The sequence below is a fragment of the Streptomyces sp. NPDC048671 genome, assembly GCF_055587045.1.
Genome location: NZ_JBVJHB010000001.1, coordinates 375,748 through 393,147, shown reverse-complemented (window position 1 = coordinate 393,147; position 17,400 = coordinate 375,748). Strand labels below are relative to the sequence as shown.

Here is a 17,400-nt window from a genome sequence, read left to right as displayed (position 1 = left end):
GTGGTACGACAGGACATGATGCCCGGCCGGTCCGTGCGAGAGCCGAAGGGCCTGCTCCGCCCGGTACTGTCGGCGGCGATGGACAAGACCCTGATCGTGACCAACGACTTCCCGCCCCGCCCCGGTGGCATCCAGGCGTTCCTGCACAACATGGCGCTGCGGCTGGACCCGGACCGGATCGTCGTCTACGCCTCCACCTGGAAGCGCGGCCCCGAGGGCGCCGCCGCCACCGCCGCGTTCGACGCCGAGCAGCCCTTCACCGTGGTCCGCGACCGTACGACGATGCTGCTGCCGACCCCGCGGGTGACCCGGCGCGCCGTCCAGCTGCTGCGCACCCACGACTGCTCGTCCGTCTGGTTCGGCGCCGCCGCCCCGCTCGGGCTGATGGCACCGGCGCTGCGCCGGGCCGGTGCCCGCCGGCTGGTCGCCACCACGCACGGGCACGAGGCCGGCTGGGCCCAGCTGCCCGCCTCCCGGCAGCTGCTGCGGCGGATCGGCGAGGGCACGGACACGATCACCTATCTCGGCGAGTACACCCGGTCCCGGATCGCCGCCGCGCTCACCCCGGCGGCCGCTGACCGCATGGTCCAGCTGCCGCCCGGCGTGGACGAGAAGACCTTCCACCCGGACTCCGGCGGCGATCTGGTCCGCGCCCGGCTCGGGCTCACCGACCGGCCGGTCGTCGTCTGCGTGTCCCGGCTGGTGCCCCGCAAGGGCCAGGACACCCTGATCCTCGCGATGCCCGCGATCCTGGCCGAGGTGCCCGACGCCGTCCTGCTGATCGTCGGCGGCGGACCGTACGCCGGGGAGCTGGAGAAGCTGGCCGCCGAGACCGGGGTGCTGGACTCCGTGCGGTTCACCGGCCCCGTGCCCTGGGCGGAACTGCCCGCGCACTACGGGGCCGGTGACGTCTTCGCGATGCCGTGCCGCACCCGGCGCGGCGGCCTCGACGTGGAGGGGCTCGGCATCGTCTACCTGGAGGCGTCCGCGACCGGGCTGCCGGTGGTGGCGGGCGACTCGGGCGGCGCCCCGGACGCGGTGCTCGACGGCGAGACCGGCTGGGTGGTGCGCGGCGGCTCGGCCGAGGAGTCGGCGGAGCGGATCGTCGCGCTGCTCGGCGACGCGGAGCTGCGCCGGCGGATGGGGGAGCGGGGCCGGGCCTGGGTCGAGGAGAAGTGGCGCTGGGACCTGCTGGCGGAGAGGCTCAGGGCGCTGCTCTGAACGCCGGACGGGCCCGCACCGGAAAGCGGTGCGGGCCCGTCCGTAAGCGTCACGCACCGGAAAGCGGTGCGGGCCCCTGCGTAAGCGTCACGCGGATCAGGTGCGGTAGATCGACTCGACCTCGTCCGCGAAGTCCTTCGCCACCACGTTCCGCTTCAGCTTCAGCGACGGCGTGATGTGGCCCGCCTCCTCGGTGAACTGGGCGGCCAGGATCCGGAACTTGCGTACGGACTCGGCCTTGGACACCGCCGCGTTGCCGTCGTCGATCGCCCGCTGCACCTCGGCCAGCAGCTCCGGGTCCTCGCGCAGCGACAGGGCGGTGGAGCCGGCCGGCCTGCCGTGCTCCTCGGCCCAGTGGCCCAGGAACTCCTCGTCCAGCGTCACCAGCGCGCCCACGAACGGGCGTCCGTCGCCGACCACCATGCACTCCGCGACCAGGGCGTGCCCGCGGATGCGGTCCTCGATGACGGCGGGAGCGACGTTCTTGCCGCCCGCCGTGACGATGATCTCCTTCTTGCGGCCGGTGATCGCGAGATAGCCGTCCTCGTCGAGGGTGCCGATGTCGCCGGTGTGGAACCAGCCGTCGGCCAACGCCTCGGCCGTCGCCGTCTCGTTGTTCCAGTACCCGGAGAACAGGTGCTCGCCGTGCAGCAGCACCTCGCCGTCGTCCGCGATCCGCACGACCGAGCCGGGCAGCGGCTGGCCGACCGTGCCGATCTTCTGGCGGTCCCACGGGTTGAAGGCGGTCGCCGCGCACGTCTCGGTCAGGCCGTAGCCCTCCAGGACGGTGAAGCCGATCCCGCGGTAGAAGTGCCCGAGCCGCTCACCGAGCGGCGCACCGCCGGAGATCGCGTACTCGCCGCGTCCGCCGAGCACGGCCCGCAGCTTGCTGTAGACGAGCCGGTCGAACACCTTGTGCTTGAACCTCAGGCCCACGGACGGACCCTGCGGCGTGCCCAGCGCGCGGCTGTAGGCGATCGCGGTGTTCGCGGCCCTGTCGAAGATCTTGCCCTTGCCGTCGGCCTGGGCCTTGGCCCGCGCCGAGTTGTAGACCTTCTCGAAGACCCGCGGCACCCCGAGGATCAGGGTCGGCCGGAACGCGGCCAGTTCATCGGTGAGGTGCTTGACGTCCGGTACGCAGCCCAGCTTGATCGGGGCCATCACGGAGGCGACCTCGACCAGCCGTCCGAAGACGTGCGCGGCCGGCAGGAAGAGGAGGACGGAGCACTCACCCGTACGGAAGAGGGGCTTGAGCCGCTCCACCACGTTGCCGCACTCCGCGAAGAAGCTGCGGTGCGTGAGCACACAGCCCTTGGGGCGTCCGGTGGTGCCCGAGGTGTAGACGATGGTGGCCGGGTCGTCGGCCTTGGCGCTCCCGCTGCGCAGATCCACGGTCTCCTCGGAGACCTCCGCGCCCGAAGCGGTGAGCGCGTCGACCGCGCCCTTGTCGATCTGCCACACATGGCGCAGCTCCGGCAGCCGGTCGCGCACGGAGGCCACGGCGTCGGCGTGCGCTTCGCTCTCCACCAGGACCGCGACGGCGCCCGAGTCGCCGAGGATCCACTGGACCTGCTCGGCCGAACTGGTCTCGTACACCGGCACGGTGACGGCGCCCGCGCTCCAGATCGCGAAGTCCAGCTGCACCCACTCGTAGCGGGTGCGCGACATCAGGGCGACCCGGTCGCCGGGTTCGACACCGGCGGCGATCAGTCCCTTGGCCGCGGCTCTGACCTCGGTCAGGAACTGCGTGGCGGTGACGTCGGTCCAGGCACCCGCCACTTTGCGGCCCATCACCGCGACATCGGGATGCTGAGCGGCATTGCGGCGGATGAGATCCGTCAGGTTGCCGTCCGAGGGGACCTCGTACAGGGCCGGAAGGCTGAACTCGCGCAAGACTGCTGCTCCTCATCGGGCTCCGGTGCCACGGCTCTGTGTGACGCACCGGCTGCGGTCCAAGACGGCGGGTGCTCAGTGGGGTGAGCACGACTGGACTGCCCGGACGTTACCCACCAGTACTCGGTTCCGGATAGGGGGTTCCGGCCAGATGTCTTACGCGTCACACATATCGGCTGGCCTTTCGCGCACAGTAGTGCACCCCGGCCGGGCCCTGGAAGTAACCGCAGGTCCGATGGCCTCTACCCAGGCGGACGCGGGGGACCTAGGGTGATCGTCATGAGGGCCGGACCGAACAGCCGGGGGGCCGCCGCCGAGCGGCGCACCCGCATCCACGTGGTCAGTGACGTGCACGGGAACACCGAGGCGCTGGCCCGCGCGGGGGACGGCGCCGACGCCCTCGTCTGCCTGGGCGACCTGGTGCTCTTCCTCGACTACGCCGATCACTCGCGCGGCATCTTCCCGGAACTCTTCGGCGTGGAGAACGCCGACCGGATCGTCGCGCTGCGCACCGAGCGCCGTTTCGAGGAGGCCCGGGACTTCGGCCGGGGCCTGTGGACGGGCGTGGACCGCGACACCGCGATCGTCGCGGCGGTGCGCAAGCAGTACGCCGAGATGTTCGCCGCGCTGCCCACTCCGACGTACGCCACCTACGGCAACGTGGACATCCCCGGCCTGTGGCCCGAGTACGCCGGCCCCGGAACCACCGTCCTGGACGGCGAACGCGCCGAGATCGGCGGCCGCGTCTTCGGGTTCGTCGGCGGTGGGCTCCGGACCCCGATGCGCACCCCGTACGAGATCAGCGACGAGGAGTACGCCGCCAAGATCGAGGCGGTCGGTGAGGTCGACGTGCTCTGCACCCACATTCCGCCCGACGTCCCGGAGCTGACGTACGACACCGTGGCGCGCCGTTTCGAACGCGGCAGCCGGGCCCTGCTCGACGCCATCCGCCGTACCCGCCCCCGGTACTCCGTGTTCGGCCATGTCCACCAGCCCCTGGTCCGCCGGATGCGGATCGGCGCCACCGAGTGCGTGAACGTCGGCCACTTCGCCTCGACCGGGAGGCCGTGGGCGCTGGAGTGGTGACCGGGCCCGGCCGCACCGGGCATCCCGGCAGGCCCTGGGCCGAGGCGCGGCGCACACGCGATAGCCTTCTGGCGGCAGGTCTCTGCCGATCGACCGGTACACCGCACTGGAGGGCCACAGCGATGGCTGAACACACCAGCTCGAGCATCACCATCGAGGCGGCACCGGCCGACGTCATGGGCGTGATCGCCGACTTCGACCGCTATCCGGAATGGACCGGCGAGGTCAAGGAGGCCGAGGTGCTCGCCGCCGACGAGCGCGGCCGCGCCGAGAAGGTCCGCCTGGTCCTCGACGCCGGAGCGATCAAGGACGACCACACCCTCGCGTACACCTGGATCGGCGACTACGAGGTCAGCTGGACCCTGGTCAAGTCCCAGATGCTGCGTGCCATCGACGGCTCCTACGCACTGGCCCCGCTCGGCGACGGCGACCGCACCGAGGTCACCTACCGGCTGACCGTCGACGTCAAGATCCCGATGCTCGGCATGATCAAGCGCAAGGCGGAGAAGGTCATCATCGACCGCGCCCTGGCCGGACTGAAGAAGCGCGTCGAGTCCGTCCCGAAGGCCTGACCCGGTGCGTACGGTCCTGGTCACCGGCCCCGGCGGCGCCGGCCGTACCACCGTCGCGGCGGCGACCGCGCTGGCCGGCTCCCGCCGAGGCGCCCGAACCCTGCTGATCTCGGCGGACGCCATACCCGGCTTCCCCTCCGCCACCGAACCCGCACGGGTCACCGACACCCTGTGGTCCGTGCGGACCGACTCCGCGGAGACCTTCCGCGGCGAACTCCTCGCCCTCCAGGACCAGCTGTCCGGCGTACTCGGCATGCTCGGCGGCAACCAGCTGGACGGCGAGGAACTCACCGAACTCCCCGGCAGCGGCCAGCTCGCCCTTCTGCAGAGCCTGCGCCGCGCCGCACAGGGCGACTGGTCCGGCCACGGCTACGAGCTCCTCGTCGTCGACCTGCCGCCGCTGCGCGAAGCCCTCGCCCTGCTGGCCCTGCCCGAACAGCTGCGCCGCTACCTGCGCCGGCTGCTGCCCCAGGAACGCCAGGCCGCCCGCGCCCTGCGCCCGATGCTCGCCCAGCTGGCCGGCGTGCCCATGCCCGCACACTGGCTGTACGAGGCCGCCGCCCGGCGCGACGCCGAACTGGCCGCCGTCCAGGCCCTCATCGAGGACCGCGCCACCACGCTCCGGCTGGTCGCCGAACCGGGCCCGGCCGCCGAGGACACGCTGCGCACCGCCCGGACCGGACTCGCCCTCCAGGGAGTGCGCGTGGACGCCCTGGTGGCCAACCGGGTGCTGCCCCGGCACTCCCCGGACCCCTGGTTCGCGGCGCTCGCCGCCCAGCAGGAGAAGTGCCTCGACCACTGGCGCGAGGAGTGGGCCGCCGGAGCCCCGCCGGTGGAGGTGCCGCACCTGGGCCGCGACCCGCAGGGCCCCGCCGACCTGGCCGCCCTGACCGGCGGGGACACCGCGCCGGCCGTGGCCGTGGCCGACCGGGGGACCGGCCGGGCCGAGAACCCCTGGTGGATCGAGGAGTCCGGCGCGCAGGACGGCCCGGACGGCTCCGACGGCCCGGACGGCCCGGACGGCCCGGACGGAATACTGATCTGGTGCCTGCGGCTGCCCGGGGCGGTCAAGAAGGACCTCCAGCTGGTCCGCCGCGGCGACGAACTCCTGCTCACCGTCGGCCCGTTCCACCGCATCGTGCCCCTGGAGTCCGCGCTGCGCCGCTGCACCGTCTCCGGCGCCTCGCTCACCGACGGCGTGCTCCGTGTCCGGTTCACGCCCGACGCGGACCTGTGGCCCAGGACGAGCTGAACGGCCCGGGGGCCTGTCGCCAAACCGCCGTCGTCAGTTCGACGACAGGCCCTGCCACCGTTCGGGTACCGTCGTAGGTACGGGTCCCGTGTGCCGGGCCGCCGGCCACCCACGTCGCAGGAGTCCGCCATGAGCGAAGCCACCGATCGTCCCGTTGACGACGACGCGTGGGCGCAGGCCTGCGCCGAGGACCTCGCCGCCGAGAAGGCCCGCCGCCGTGCCGAGTACGGTCCGCCGCCCGGCTCCGCCGCCGAGGAGCTGCGCAAGCTGATGGACGCCGTGGCCGACAAGGTCTCGTCCCTCCAGTCGCCGCTGTTCGGCATGGCGGCCCAGGGCGCGGTCCAGCAGGTCATCAAGCAGGCGAAGTCCGCGGTCGAACCCGTCATCGAGCGCAACCCCGACGTTTTCGATCACATCGCCGCGGCCGGCGGCGAACTGCTCGCCGCCTACCGCTCGGCCGTCGAGGGCCAGGAACGCCGTTGGACCCAGGGCGCGGGGGACCCCGCGGGCACCGAAAAGAAGGCGGACGACGCGACCGACCCCCGAGACGAGGGGCCCGGCACCGGCGAGCAGATCGACCTGGACTGACCGGCGCCGACAGGGCGGGGCCCGGCCTCGGGTACGGTTGCCCCAGCGGGGCTCGACCGAAACTGAGGGATTCATGGGACTCACCATCGGCGTCGATATCGGCGGCACGAAGATCGCAGCTGGAGTGGTCGACGAAGAGGGCCACATCCTCTCGACCTTCAAGGTGTCGACCCCGCCGACGGCCGAAGGCATCGTGGACGCGATCGCGGCGGCGGTGTCCGGCGCCAGCGAGGGGCACGCGATCGAGGCGGTCGGCATCGGCGCGGCAGGATACGTCGACGACAAGCGTGCCACGGTGCTGTTCGCACCGAACGTCAACTGGCGGCACGAGCCGCTCAAGGACAAGGTCGAGCAGCGCGTCGGCCTCCCGGTGGTCGTCGAGAACGACGCCAACGCGGCGGCCTGGGGCGAGTACCGCTTCGGCGCGGGCCAGGGCCACGAGGACGTCATCTGCATCACGCTCGGCACCGGCCTCGGCGGCGGCATCATCATCGGTAACAAGCTGCGCCGCGGACGCTTCGGCGTGGCCGCCGAGTTCGGCCACATCCGGGTCGTCCCGGACGGTCTGCTCTGCGGCTGCGGCAGCCAGGGCTGCTGGGAGCAGTACGCCTCCGGGCGGGCGCTCGTCCGGTACGCGAAGCAGCGGGCCAACGCCACCCCCGAGAACGCCACGATCCTGCTGGCGCTCGGCGACGGCACGGTCGAGGGCATCGAGGGCAAGCACATCAGTGAGGCCGCCCGGCAGGGCTGCCCGGTGGCCGTCGACTCGTTCCGCGAGCTGGCCCGCTGGGCCGGCGCGGGACTGGCCGACCTCGCCTCGCTCTTCGACCCGTCCGCCTTCATCGTCGGCGGCGGCGTCTCGGACGAGGGCGATCTGGTCCTCGACCCGATCCGCAAGTCGTTCCGGCGCTGGCTGATCGGCGGCGAGTGGCGTCCGCACGCCCAGGTTCTCGCGGCCCAACTGGGCGGCAAGGCCGGGCTGGTGGGCGCAGCGGACCTGGCCCGGCAGGGCTGATCCACCCAGGCACCACGGACATGACGGACGCCCGTCGCACTCCTCTCGGAGCGCGGCGGGCGTCCGTCGTATCGTGAGCGCCATGGCCATGACGTCGCTGCCAGAATCCCGTACCGAGCAGGACGGCTCGGCCGTCATCAGAGTGCTCAGCTACAACATCCGGTCGATGCGCGACGACCGTGCGGCGCTGGCCCGGGTGATCCGCGGCTGCGCACCCGATCTGGTCCTCGTCCAGGAGGCGCCGCGCTTCTTCCGCTGGCGCAAGCGTGCCGCCCGGCTCGCCCGCGCCACCGATCTGGTGGTCCTCGGCGGCGGAGCCACCGCGGCCGGACCGCTGCTGCTCTGCTCGCTGCGCGCCACGGTGGAGCGCACCGAGGACGTCCTGCTGCCGCTCACCCCCGGACTGCACCGCAGGGGCTTCGCCACCGCGGTCGTCCGGATCGCGGGCACCCGGATCGGAGTGCTCAGCTGCCATCTGAGCCTCCAGCGCGAGGAGCGCCTCGCCCAGGCGGAGGCGCTGCTCGACCGGCTGGACGCGATGGGGGTCGAGCACGCCGTGGTGGGCGGTGACCTCAACGAGGTCCCGGGCGGGCAGGCGTTCCGGCGGCTGGCCGGGCGGCTCCAGGACTGCTGGACCGTACGGCCCCGGGGCGGCGAGCACACCTTCCCGCCGCACGACCCGCGCAAGCGGATCGACGCGGTCTTCGCGACCCGGGGCATCGAGGTGCTCGGCTGCGGTGTCCCGGCCGGGCTGCCCGGCGTGGCCGGGGGCGACCTGCGGGCCGCGACCGACCACCTGCCGGTGCTGGCCGCGCTGCGGGTGCCCGCGGCCGGTACGCCGTAGGGCGGCTCAGACCACCGCGCCGCGGCCGGGGTCGTCGCCGTCCTCGTCGTCGTGTTCCATCCGCGCCACCAGCGTCACGAAGCCGCCCAGGAAGCCGCCGACGCAGACCGTCGTCAGCCACCAGGTCATCTCCCACTGGAGCAGCACCGCGAGCAGCAGCAGGACCGGCCCGCCGATCACCGCGAGCCAGGCGAACTTCGCCGTGACGTCGGCCTCCGGCAGCGGTGGCGGCTCCGGCGGCACGAAGTGCCCCTCGCCGCTGTCGTCCCCGCCGTCCGTGTCACCCGCGGCCGGCTCCGCCGGCTCGTAGTCGCGCGGGCCGTTGCCGACGCCGGGGGCGAACACCACCGAGCTGCCGAGCGGCTTCTCCGGCGGCTTGGGCGGCCGCTTGCCGATGCCCTTGTCCGGATCCAGGGCGCTCAGCGGACCGTCCTCCAGCAGCGCGATGTCCTCGATGGACCGGAACGGCCTGGCGCCCGGCGGGTCCGGCGGCTCGTCGCCGTACCCCGCGACGATCGCCTCCCAGACGGCCTCCTCGTCGACCGGCCGCTCCCCGTCGCCGCCCTGGGCGATGCCCGGGGCCTCCGACGGAGGTGCGCCGCCGTCATCGGGGACGGCCGCTCCCTCGGCGGGGAGCGGCTCGCGCTCCTCCTCGCCGCCCGCGCGATCCGCGTTGTGCTCAGCCACCGGACGTGCTCCCCTTCTTCCCGACGCTCGGAGCGAGGCGGCCGATGAACGAATAGCTCTCGTCGAAGATCCGCTCCGCATCGTGGTCCAACGTCGCCACGTGGTAGCTCTGTTCCAGCAGGATCTCCTCGACGTCCCTGGACGAGACCCGGCTCAGGATCCGGGCCGAGTCGGCGGGCGGCACGACATGGTCCTGCGGGCTGTGCAGCAGCAGGACCGGCTGGGTCACCTGCGGCAGTTCGGCGTCGACCAGCCGGAAGAACTTCCGTACGGAGTGCGCCGCGTGCAGCGGTACCCGGTCGTAGCCGACCTCTTCGGAACCCTCCAGCGCGATGTCGCTGGCCAGGCCCTTCGCCGTCGGCACCAGATGGCGGGCGACCGGCAGCGCGTGCGCCGCGAGGCCGTGCACCTTGTTGGCCGGGTTGACGAGCACCAGCCCCCGGACCGCGTCACCGTGCTTCGCCGCGAGCCGCAGCGCGAGGGCTCCGCCCATGGAGAGACCGAAGACGAAGACCTGGGAACACCGCTCCAGCAGCGACCGCAGCTCCCGGTCCACCTCCGCGTACCAGTCCTGCCAGCCGGTCACCTGCATGTCCTGCCAGCGGGTGCCGTGCCCGGGGAGGAGCGGCAGCGAGACCGTGAGCCCGCGTCCGGCCAGGTAATCGGCCCAGGGGCGCAGCGACTGCGGGGAACCGGTGAATCCGTGACAGAGAAGGACGCCGACCTCTCCGCCCTCGTGGCGGAACGGCTCGGCTCCAGGAAGGACCGGCACCGGGGTCTCCTGTTCGTGAGGCTCGCAGGGGAGCGAAGGGGGAGTGCGGAAGGATTACTTCACCGTACGCGACCGGGCCGACACCGACCAGGGCCGTCACCGGCACGGGCCGGGTACCCCGGGCCGTGCCGGGCGGGAGCACGGACGGCGGCACGGGTTAGGGTCTGTCCGGGGGATCGCAGCCGGACAGGGTGAGGCGCCGTGCCGGATGTCGCGACCCCGGCCGCGAGCCGCCGGGCAGGCCCTGAGGTCTGCCGGACAGCACACTGGAGGCACCCGAGTTGATCTACGGCGCTATGAAGTTCTCCATCGGCGGGTCGCTGAAGCTCGCGTTCAGGCCATGGGTGGAGGGCCTGGAGAACATTCCCGCGCAGGGACCCGCGATCCTCGCGAGCAACCATCTGTCGTTCTCCGACTCCTTCTTCCTGCCCGCCGTCCTGGACCGCAAGGTCACCTTCATCGCCAAGGCCGAGTACTTCACCGCGCCCGGCGTCAAGGGCAAGCTGACCGCCGCCTTCTTCAAGGGCGTCGGCCAGCTCCCGGTGGACCGCTCGGGCGCCCGGGGCGCCGGTGAGGCGGCGATCAAGGCCGGCATCGAGGTGATCGAGAGCGGCGGCCTCTTCGGCATCTACCCGGAGGGCACCCGCTCGCCCGACGGCCGCCTCTACCGGGGCAAGCCCGGCGGGCTCGCCCGGGTGGCGCTCGCGACCGGGGCGCCGGTGATCCCCGTCGCGATGATCGACACGGAGAAGATCCAGCCGCCCGGCCAGGTGATGCCCAAGCTGATGCGCCCGGGGATCAGGATCGGCAAGCCGCTCGACTTCAGCCGGTACCACGGCATGGAGGGCGACCGCTTCATCCTGCGCTCGGTCACCGACGAGGTGATGTACGAGATCATGAAGCTCTCCGGGCAGGAGTACGTCGACATCTACGCGACCGCCGCCAAGCGGCAGATCGCGGAGGAGGCGAAGCGGCGCTCGGAGGCCGCCAAGCAGGCCGCGTCCGGCGGCCGGGACGAGCAGCAGGGTATGGACGAGGACCGCGGCGGCGCCTGAAGCGCGCGCCGGTCCGTCCGGGGTGGGGGAGAAGAAGATGGCCAAGCGCGTGCGGGTCGTGCGGATGTCGGTCGAGCAGCCGCTGTGGCGTGCGCTGACCGCGTACCGCATTCTGACGATGCTCTACGCGATCCTGCTCGCCGTCTTCGGACGCGACAAGTACGAGCGGCCGTGGGTCGCCGTCGTCTTCCTGACGGTGATGGCCGTCTGGACGCTCGCCACCCTGCCGAAGGTCGCCGGCGCGGCGGCCTGCACCAAGCGCTTCCTCGGCGCCGACCTCACCCTCGCCCTCGCCGGCATCCTCCTCACCCCGCTCGCCGACTTCCAGGCCCAGCACGTCGACGGTCCGACCCTGCCGTCGATCTGGACCGCGGGGTCCGTCCTGGCCTTCGCGATCAAGGGCGGCTGGCGCTGGGCGGCCTTCGCCTCCAGCTTCGTCGCCGCCGCCAACATCGTCGAGCGCGCCGAACCCAGCCGCGACACCCTGCACAACGTGCTGCTGGTCTGGGTCGCCTCCATCGCGATCGGCTACGTCGTCGAGGTGGCCCGCGCCAGTGAGCGCACCCTCGCCCGCGCCCTGGAGATCGAGGCCACCACCCGGGAACGGGAACGGCTGGCCCGCGACATCCACGACAGCGTGCTCCAGGTCCTGGCGATGGTGCAGCGCCGCGGTACGGCGATCGGCGGCGAGGCCGCCGAGCTGGGCCGGATGGCCGGGGAGCAGGAGGTCGCCCTGCGCACCCTGGTCTCCAGCGGCCTGGTGCCGCCCACCCGGGTCTCCGAGGACGCCGCCGAGGGCGCCGTGGTGCGGACCGTCGAGACCGACGACGAGCGCGGCGCGCCGGGCGTGACCGATCTGCGCACCCTGCTCGCCCCGCACGCCGGCTCCCGGATCAGCTTCGCGGAGCCCGGCGCCCCGGTGCTGCTCGCGCCCGAGGCGGCGATGGAACTGGCGGCCGCGGTCAGCGCCGCCCTGGACAATGTCCGGGTGCACGCGGGGGAGAACGCCCAGGCCTGGATCCTGGTCGAGGACTGGCCGCACGAGGTGATCGTCACGGTCCGGGACGACGGGCCGGGCATCCCGGAGGGACGGCTCGCCCAGGCCGAGGGCGAGGGGCGCCTCGGCGTCGCCCTGTCGATACGCGGCCGGCTGGCCGAACTGGGCGGCACGGCAGAGCTGGTCTCGGTGCCCGGCCAGGGCACCGAGGTCGAATTGAAGGTTCCGAAAGTTTCACGGGGGAAGGCGGGTTCGGTCCGATGAGTACGGAGCACGACCAGGGCGCGGCGGGAGAACGGCTGCCCATCAGGGTGATGGTGGTCGACGACCACCCGATGTGGCGCGACGCCGTCGCCCGCGACCTCGCGGAGTCCGGCTTCGACGTGGTGGCGACCGCGGGCGACGGCCCGCAGGCGGTCCGCCGGGCCGGGGCCGTCCGCCCCGACGTCCTCGTCCTCGACCTCAATCTGCCCGGGATGCCGGGCGTCCAGGTCTGCAAGGAGCTCGTCGGCTCGCACCCCGGACTGCGGGTCCTGGTGCTCTCCGCGAGCGGCGAGCACGCCGATGTGCTGGAGGCGGTCAAGTCCGGCGCCACCGGCTACCTGCTCAAGTCGGCGAGCACCCAGGAGCTGACCGAGGCGGTCCGGAGCACCGCGGCCGGCGACCCCGTCTTCACCCCCGGCCTCGCCGGGCTGGTGCTCGGCGAGTACCGCAGGCTGGCCTCCGAACCCGCGCCCGTGGCGTCCGACGAGCCGAAGGCCCCGGAACTCACCGACCGGGAGACCGAGGTGCTGCGGCTGGTCGCCAAGGGACTCTCGTACAAGCAGATCGCCGAACGGCTGGTCATCTCCCACCGCACGGTCCAGAACCACGTCCAGAACACCCTGGGCAAGCTCCAGCTGCACAACCGGGTGGAGCTGGTGCGGTACGCCATCGAGCGGGGACTCGACGACATCTGAGATCAATTCCCGCATATTGCACGGAATTTGACCGTCCGGCCCATCCCGGAGTGACCTGGGTCACCCTTAGGCTGGGTGTCACATGGGCTCACTTCGGCGAAGGGATGCTTTCATGCGGGTCGGAGTACTGACCGGGGGCGGCGACTGCCCCGGGCTCAACGCGGTCATCCGTGCCATAGTCCGCAAGGGCGTGCAGGAATACGACTACGACTTCATCGGATTCCGGGACGGCTGGCGCGGACCGCTCGAGGGTGTGACGGTCCCGCTCTCCATCCCGGCGGTGCGCGGCATCCTGCCACGCGGCGGCACCATCCTCGGTTCCTCACGCACCAACCCGCTCAAGGCGGACCACGGTGTCCGCCGGATCCGGGACAGCCTCGACAGGTACGAGGTCGACGCACTCGTCACGATCGGCGGCGAGGACACCCTCGGGGTGGCGGCGACCCTGTCCGACGAGCACGGCATCCACTGCGTCGGCGTGCCCAAGACCATCGACAACGACCTGTCCGCCACCGACTACACCTTCGGTTTCGACACGGCCGTCGGCATCGCGACCGAGGCCATCGACCGGCTCCACACCACGGCCGAGTCCCATATGCGGGTCCTCGTCGTCGAGGTGATGGGCCGCCACGCCGGGTGGATCGCGCTCCACTCGGGGCTGGCGGGCGGCGCCAACGTCATCCTCATCCCGGAGCAGCGCTTCGACGTCGACCAGGTCTGCGCCTGGGTGACCTCCCGGTTCCGGGCGAGCTACGCCCCGATCGTGGTGGTCGCCGAGGGGGCCATGCCCGCGGAGGGCGAGATGGTCCTCAAGGACGGGTCGCAGGACTCCTTCGGCCATGTCCGTCTCTCCGGGGTCGGCGAATGGCTGGCCAAGGAGATCGAGCGCCGCACCGGCAACGAGGCCAGGACCACCGTCCTGGGCCACGTCCAGCGCGGCGGCACCCCCAGCGCCTTCGACCGCTGGCTGGCCACCCGGTTCGGCCTGCACGCCATCGACGCCGTGCACGACGGCGACTTCGGGAAGATGGTCGCCCTGAACGGCACGGACATCGTGCGGGTGCCGATCGCGGAGGCGACCGCCCGGCTCAAGACGGTCGACCCGGCGCTCTACGCGGAGGTGGGGGTCTTCTTCGGCTGAGGTCCGGGCGGCGTGCCGGGCGTCCCGGCCTTATATTCGCGATGACCGGACCGGCCGGGTCCGTACGCACCCCCGTGCGTACGGCCCCGGCACCCCGCCCGCACCAGTCACGGGAGACGCAGTGGAGATCCTGGCCTTCGGCGTGCAGTCCGACGAGAAGCCGCTGATCGAGAAAGCCTTCGCCGGGAAGCACGAGGTCCGCTGCCTGGACGTCTTCCTGAACCGGGACACCGCGCCCATCGCGGCCGGCTACGAGATCATCTCCACCAGTGTCAACGCCGACCTGGGCAGCGGCGTACTGCAGACCCTCGCGGCCGGCGGCACGCAGATGATCGCCCAGCGCTCCACCGGCTTCAACAACATCGACCTGGACGTCGCCGAGCGCCTCGCCATGCGCGTCGCCCGGGTCTCGTACTACTCGCCCTACTCCGTCGCCGAATTCGCCTGGACCCTCGCCATGGCGGTCAACCGCCGCGTCATCCGGGCCGCGAGCCGCACCCGCGACTTCGACTTCCGCCTCGACGGGCTCCTCGGCCGGGACATGCACGGCCGCACCGCCGGCGTCGTCGGCACCGGCAAGATCGGTGAGGCCTTCACCCGGATCGCCCACGGCTTCGGCATGAATCTGCTCGGCTGGGACGTCGCGGAGAACCCGGCCTGCGTCGAACTGGGCATGCGCTACGTCGACAAGGACCAGCTCCTCGCCGAATCCGACCTGATCAGCCTGCACGTCCCGCTGCTGCCCTCGACCCACCACGTCATCGGCAAGGACGCCCTGGCCCGGATGAAGGACGACGCGATCCTGATCAACTCCAGCCGCGGCGGACTCATCGACACCACCGCCCTGGTCGGGGAGCTGCGGGCCGGCCGGTTCCTCGGCGTCGGCCTCGACGTGTACGAGGCCGAGGCCGGGCTCTTCTTCCTCGACAAGTCCCTGGAGGGCATCGACGACGACACCCTGGCCCGCCTTGTCACCTTCCCGAACGTCATCGTCACCTCGCACCAGGCGTACTACACCGAGGACGCGGTGGGCCAGATCATCGAGGCCACCGTCCAGAACGTCGACGACTACCTGGCCCGCCGCCGCGGCGACAACGTCCTGGTCCCGGCGCCGCCCGGGTCCTGATTCCGGCGGACCCGGGCGGCCCGCTCAGCCGCGCACCGGCAGCCCCGCCAGCAGCTCGCCCACGATCGCCGCCCCGCGCAGCGTCAGCACCGACTCCGGGTGGAACTGCACCGAGGCGAAACCGTCCCCGCGCAGCGCGTGCAGCTCCCCGGTCGCCCCGTCCGCGCTCGCCTCGATGCCGTGCGCCGCCAGCTCGGTGACCACGGCGTCGTCGCAGCGCGCGGTGAAACTGTTGTAGAAGCCGACCGTCTCCGGCCGCCCGAACAGCTCGATCCTGGTCTGCGCACCCTGGTACGGCACCGCCTTGCGGACGATCTCAAGACCCAGCTCCGCCGCGATCAGCTCATGGCCCAGGCACACCCCGAGGAGCCCGTGCCGGTGGTCGCGGACCAGCTCCGCCGCCAGCGACCGCAGCAGCCGCATCTTCGGATCGTCCGGGTCGCCCGGATTCCCCGGCCCGGGGCCCAGCACCACCGGCCCCTCGTGCGCCCGTACGGCCTCGCGCAGCCCCGGCTCGTCGTAGTGGCGCACCGACACATCGAGACCCGAGGCGCGCAGCAGATGCCCCAGCATCGCGGTGAACGTGTCCTCGCCGTCGATCACCAGCGCATGGCCGGACAGCTCGTCGGTGCGCTCCTGCATCCGCAGCCAGAACGGTGCGAGCCCCTCCCGCCTGGCGTCCAGCGCCGCCCGCACCCGCGGGTCCCCGGCCAGTCGCGGCAGCGCGCCTCCGGCCCTCGGCCGGCCCGGCAGCACGCCCAGCGCGGTCAGCACCCCGGCCGCCTTGGCGTGGGTCTCCGCTACCTCGCTCTCCGGATCGGAGTGGCGCACCAGCGTCGCCCCGACCGGCACCCGGAGCTGCCCATCCGCCGAGATGTCGGCGGTCCGGATCAGGATCGGTGAGTCCAGCGTCTGGGCCCCGTCGGGTCCCTGCCGCAGCAGGGCCAGCGCGCCCGCGTAGTAGCCGCGCCCGCCGGGCTCGTACCGCTCGATGACCCGGCAGGCGTTCTGCACGGGGGAGCCGGTGACCGTCGCCGCGAACATGGTCTCCTTCAGCACCTCGCGCACATCCAGCGAGGAGCGCCCGCGCAACTCGTACTCCGTGTGCGCGAGATGGGCCATCTCCTTGAGCCGGGGGCCGATCACCACGCCGCCCATGTCGCCGACCGTGCACATCATCTTGAGTTCCTCGTCGACCACCATGGAGAGCTCCTCGGTCTCCTTGCGGTCGCCGAGGAAGGCCAGCAGGCCCTCGGCGGACGGCCCTTCGGCGGGGTAGCGGTAGGTGCCGCTGATCGGATTCATCACGACCGTCCCGCCGGACATCCGCACATGCACCTCGGGGCTGGCGCCGACCAGTGTCCGCCCACCCGTCGCCCGCCGCCGCCCCGACGACGAGAGCCCTTCGGGCCCGCTGTCACCCGTGTGCACGACGAACGTCCAGTACGCGCCCCGCTCGCCCGCCAGCAGCCGCCGGAACAGCGCCAGCGCGTCCGCCCTCCCGAACCCCGGGATCTCGCCCCGGAAGGTGCGCCGGATGACGAAGTTCGCGCCCTCGCCCCGGCCGATCTCGTCCTCGATGACCCGCCGGACGGTCCCCGCGTACTCCTCGTCGGCGACATCGAACGCGCCGTCCTCGACCCGTACCTCGTGCGCGGGGAGCAGCTCCAGCGCCGCGTCGAGCGGCAGCGTGTACGTCTCGTCCGCGACCAGTACGGCCAGCGGCGTCCCGTCGTCCCGTACGTCGAAACCGCGCTCGGCGATCTGCCGGAACGGCACCATGGCGAGCGAGGGCCGCTCACCGACCGGGAGGTCCGCGAGCCGGTCCACCTCCCGCACCTCGCCGATCATGACCTCGACGGTGTCGTGGTCATGGCCGGGGGTACGCCTGCGGAGCAGGGCGAAGGGCGGGCAGTCGTCGCGGAGAAGTCTCTGGACAATCGTGTGCGGTGTCATGCGGGGTGTTCCTTCCAGTGGAATCAGCTGGGAGGAACGGCCCGTGGAAACGGAAAAGGCCGCCCCTCGGGCGGCCTCTGCGTCTTTCTGCGTACGCGCAGTCAGTGGGCCGCCGGATGAGCGGTCCACCACCAGTTACGGGTCGAGTGCGCGAACATGCCCGAACCATAACCCACGACCGGGCACGAGGAGGCCCGCTCCACCCGATGGATGGAACGGGCCTCCGGTCCGGCCGA

General features: G+C 72.3%; 17 protein-coding genes. 12 read left to right on the top strand and 5 right to left on the bottom strand.

Annotated features, from left to right (window positions below; translation table 11 throughout):
- The first annotated feature begins 78 nt into the window (after positions 1-78).
- The gene (locus tag ACZ6S6_RS01850) at positions 79-1,221 is read left to right on the top strand and encodes a glycosyltransferase family 4 protein (RefSeq protein ID WP_362953513.1); all 1,143 of its coding nucleotides are present in this window, start codon (positions 79-81) and stop codon (positions 1,219-1,221) included.
- Between the two features lie 96 nt (positions 1,222-1,317).
- Here the strand turns inward: ACZ6S6_RS01850 and ACZ6S6_RS01845 are convergent, their stop codons facing one another.
- A complete protein-coding gene (locus ACZ6S6_RS01845) occupies positions 1,318-3,114 on the bottom strand; it encodes an AMP-dependent synthetase/ligase (protein ID WP_469703099.1) in 1,797 nt (598 codons plus the stop codon).
- A 279-nt stretch (positions 3,115-3,393) separates the two neighbouring features.
- Between ACZ6S6_RS01845 and ACZ6S6_RS01840 the strand changes: the two genes are divergently transcribed.
- The 6 genes from ACZ6S6_RS01840 to ACZ6S6_RS01815 all read left to right on the top strand — a co-directional run bounded on the left by ACZ6S6_RS01840 (position 3,394) and on the right by ACZ6S6_RS01815 (position 8,471).
- Positions 3,394-4,200, top strand: a complete 807-nt coding sequence (locus ACZ6S6_RS01840) for a metallophosphoesterase family protein (RefSeq protein WP_469703096.1) — start codon at positions 3,394-3,396, stop codon at positions 4,198-4,200.
- A gap of 122 nt (positions 4,201-4,322) precedes the next feature.
- Positions 4,323-4,772, top strand: coding sequence for an SRPBCC family protein (locus tag ACZ6S6_RS01835; protein ID WP_362953518.1), 450 nt, complete (start codon positions 4,323-4,325; stop codon positions 4,770-4,772).
- Between the two features lie 4 nt (positions 4,773-4,776).
- On the top strand, positions 4,777-6,024 hold the full coding sequence (locus ACZ6S6_RS01830; RefSeq protein ID WP_469703091.1) for an ArsA family ATPase: 1,248 nt from the start codon (positions 4,777-4,779) through the stop codon (positions 6,022-6,024).
- 129 nt (positions 6,025-6,153) lie between these two features.
- Positions 6,154-6,612: a DUF5304 domain-containing protein gene (locus ACZ6S6_RS01825; protein ID WP_362953521.1), complete on the top strand. Its 459-nt coding sequence runs from the start codon at positions 6,154-6,156 to the stop codon at positions 6,610-6,612.
- 73 nt (positions 6,613-6,685) lie between these two features.
- A complete protein-coding gene (locus tag ACZ6S6_RS01820) occupies positions 6,686-7,627 on the top strand; it encodes an ROK family glucokinase (protein WP_362953523.1) in 942 nt (313 codons plus the stop codon).
- 82 nt (positions 7,628-7,709) lie between these two features.
- Positions 7,710-8,471, top strand: a complete 762-nt coding sequence (locus ACZ6S6_RS01815) for an endonuclease/exonuclease/phosphatase family protein (RefSeq protein ID WP_362953525.1) — start codon at positions 7,710-7,712, stop codon at positions 8,469-8,471.
- Positions 8,472-8,477: 6 nt separating this feature from the next.
- On the opposite strand, the gene ACZ6S6_RS01810 is transcribed toward ACZ6S6_RS01815, so the two are convergent.
- Both ACZ6S6_RS01810 and ACZ6S6_RS01805 read right to left on the bottom strand, forming a co-directional pair.
- On the bottom strand, positions 8,478-9,158 hold the full coding sequence (locus tag ACZ6S6_RS01810; RefSeq protein WP_469703084.1) for a hypothetical protein: 681 nt from the start codon (positions 9,156-9,158) through the stop codon (positions 8,478-8,480).
- Entirely contained in the window at positions 9,151-9,930 is a 780-nt protein-coding gene (locus ACZ6S6_RS01805; RefSeq protein ID WP_469703082.1) for an alpha/beta hydrolase, read from the bottom strand. Before ACZ6S6_RS01805 ends, ACZ6S6_RS01810 begins: the two co-directional genes overlap by 8 nt.
- Before the next feature lie 296 nt (positions 9,931-10,226).
- Between ACZ6S6_RS01805 and ACZ6S6_RS01800 the strand changes: the two genes are divergently transcribed.
- The 5 genes from ACZ6S6_RS01800 to ACZ6S6_RS01780 all read left to right on the top strand — a co-directional run bounded on the left by ACZ6S6_RS01800 (position 10,227) and on the right by ACZ6S6_RS01780 (position 15,208).
- Positions 10,227-10,985, top strand: a complete 759-nt coding sequence (locus ACZ6S6_RS01800; RefSeq protein ID WP_362953530.1) for a lysophospholipid acyltransferase family protein — start codon at positions 10,227-10,229, stop codon at positions 10,983-10,985.
- A 37-nt stretch (positions 10,986-11,022) separates the two neighbouring features.
- Positions 11,023-12,246: a MacS family sensor histidine kinase gene (macS, locus tag ACZ6S6_RS01795; protein WP_362953532.1), complete on the top strand. Its 1,224-nt coding sequence runs from the start codon at positions 11,023-11,025 to the stop codon at positions 12,244-12,246.
- Entirely contained in the window at positions 12,243-12,941 is a 699-nt protein-coding gene (locus tag ACZ6S6_RS01790) for a response regulator transcription factor (RefSeq protein ID WP_362953534.1), read from the top strand. Before macS ends, ACZ6S6_RS01790 begins: the two co-directional genes overlap by 4 nt.
- Positions 12,942-13,053: 112 nt before the next feature.
- Positions 13,054-14,082 carry a 6-phosphofructokinase gene (locus tag ACZ6S6_RS01785; protein ID WP_362953536.1) on the top strand — a complete coding sequence of 343 codons (1,029 nt, stop codon included), beginning with the start codon at positions 13,054-13,056 and terminating at the stop codon, positions 14,080-14,082.
- Between the two features lie 121 nt (positions 14,083-14,203).
- A complete protein-coding gene (locus ACZ6S6_RS01780; RefSeq protein ID WP_362953538.1) occupies positions 14,204-15,208 on the top strand; it encodes a 2-hydroxyacid dehydrogenase in 1,005 nt (334 codons plus the stop codon).
- Positions 15,209-15,232: 24 nt separating this feature from the next.
- Here ACZ6S6_RS01780 and ACZ6S6_RS01775 read toward each other — a convergent pair whose 3' ends face one another.
- Complete coding sequence (locus ACZ6S6_RS01775; protein ID WP_362953540.1) at positions 15,233-17,164, bottom strand: anthranilate synthase family protein; 1,932 nt, start codon at positions 17,162-17,164, stop codon at positions 15,233-15,235.
- Between the two features lie 101 nt (positions 17,165-17,265).
- On the bottom strand, positions 17,266-17,322 hold the full coding sequence (locus ACZ6S6_RS01770; protein WP_073735655.1) for a trp operon leader peptide: 57 nt from the start codon (positions 17,320-17,322) through the stop codon (positions 17,266-17,268).
- Positions 17,323-17,400 lie beyond the last annotated feature (78 nt).

Excerpts from the sequence above, each read along its gene's own strand:
- ACZ6S6_RS01775 (WP_362953540.1), bottom strand. The coding sequence starts at position 17,164 with ATGACACCGCACACGATTGTCCAGAGACTTCTCCGCGACGACTGCCCG.
- ACZ6S6_RS01820 (WP_362953523.1), top strand. The coding sequence starts at position 6,686 with ATGGGACTCACCATCGGCGTCGATATCGGCGGCACGAAGATCGCAGCT.
- ACZ6S6_RS01815 (WP_362953525.1), top strand. The coding sequence starts at position 7,710 with ATGGCCATGACGTCGCTGCCAGAATCCCGTACCGAGCAGGACGGCTCG.
- ACZ6S6_RS01800 (WP_362953530.1), top strand. The coding sequence starts at position 10,227 with ATGAAGTTCTCCATCGGCGGGTCGCTGAAGCTCGCGTTCAGGCCATGG.
- ACZ6S6_RS01785 (WP_362953536.1), top strand. The coding sequence starts at position 13,054 with ATGCGGGTCGGAGTACTGACCGGGGGCGGCGACTGCCCCGGGCTCAAC.
- ACZ6S6_RS01850 (WP_362953513.1), top strand. The coding sequence starts at position 79 with ATGGACAAGACCCTGATCGTGACCAACGACTTCCCGCCCCGCCCCGGT.
- ACZ6S6_RS01825 (WP_362953521.1), top strand. The coding sequence starts at position 6,154 with ATGAGCGAAGCCACCGATCGTCCCGTTGACGACGACGCGTGGGCGCAG.
- macS (WP_362953532.1), top strand. The coding sequence starts at position 11,023 with ATGGCCAAGCGCGTGCGGGTCGTGCGGATGTCGGTCGAGCAGCCGCTG.
- ACZ6S6_RS01790 (WP_362953534.1), top strand. The coding sequence starts at position 12,243 with ATGAGTACGGAGCACGACCAGGGCGCGGCGGGAGAACGGCTGCCCATC.
- ACZ6S6_RS01835 (WP_362953518.1), top strand. The coding sequence starts at position 4,323 with ATGGCTGAACACACCAGCTCGAGCATCACCATCGAGGCGGCACCGGCC.
- ACZ6S6_RS01840 (WP_469703096.1), top strand. The coding sequence starts at position 3,394 with ATGAGGGCCGGACCGAACAGCCGGGGGGCCGCCGCCGAGCGGCGCACC.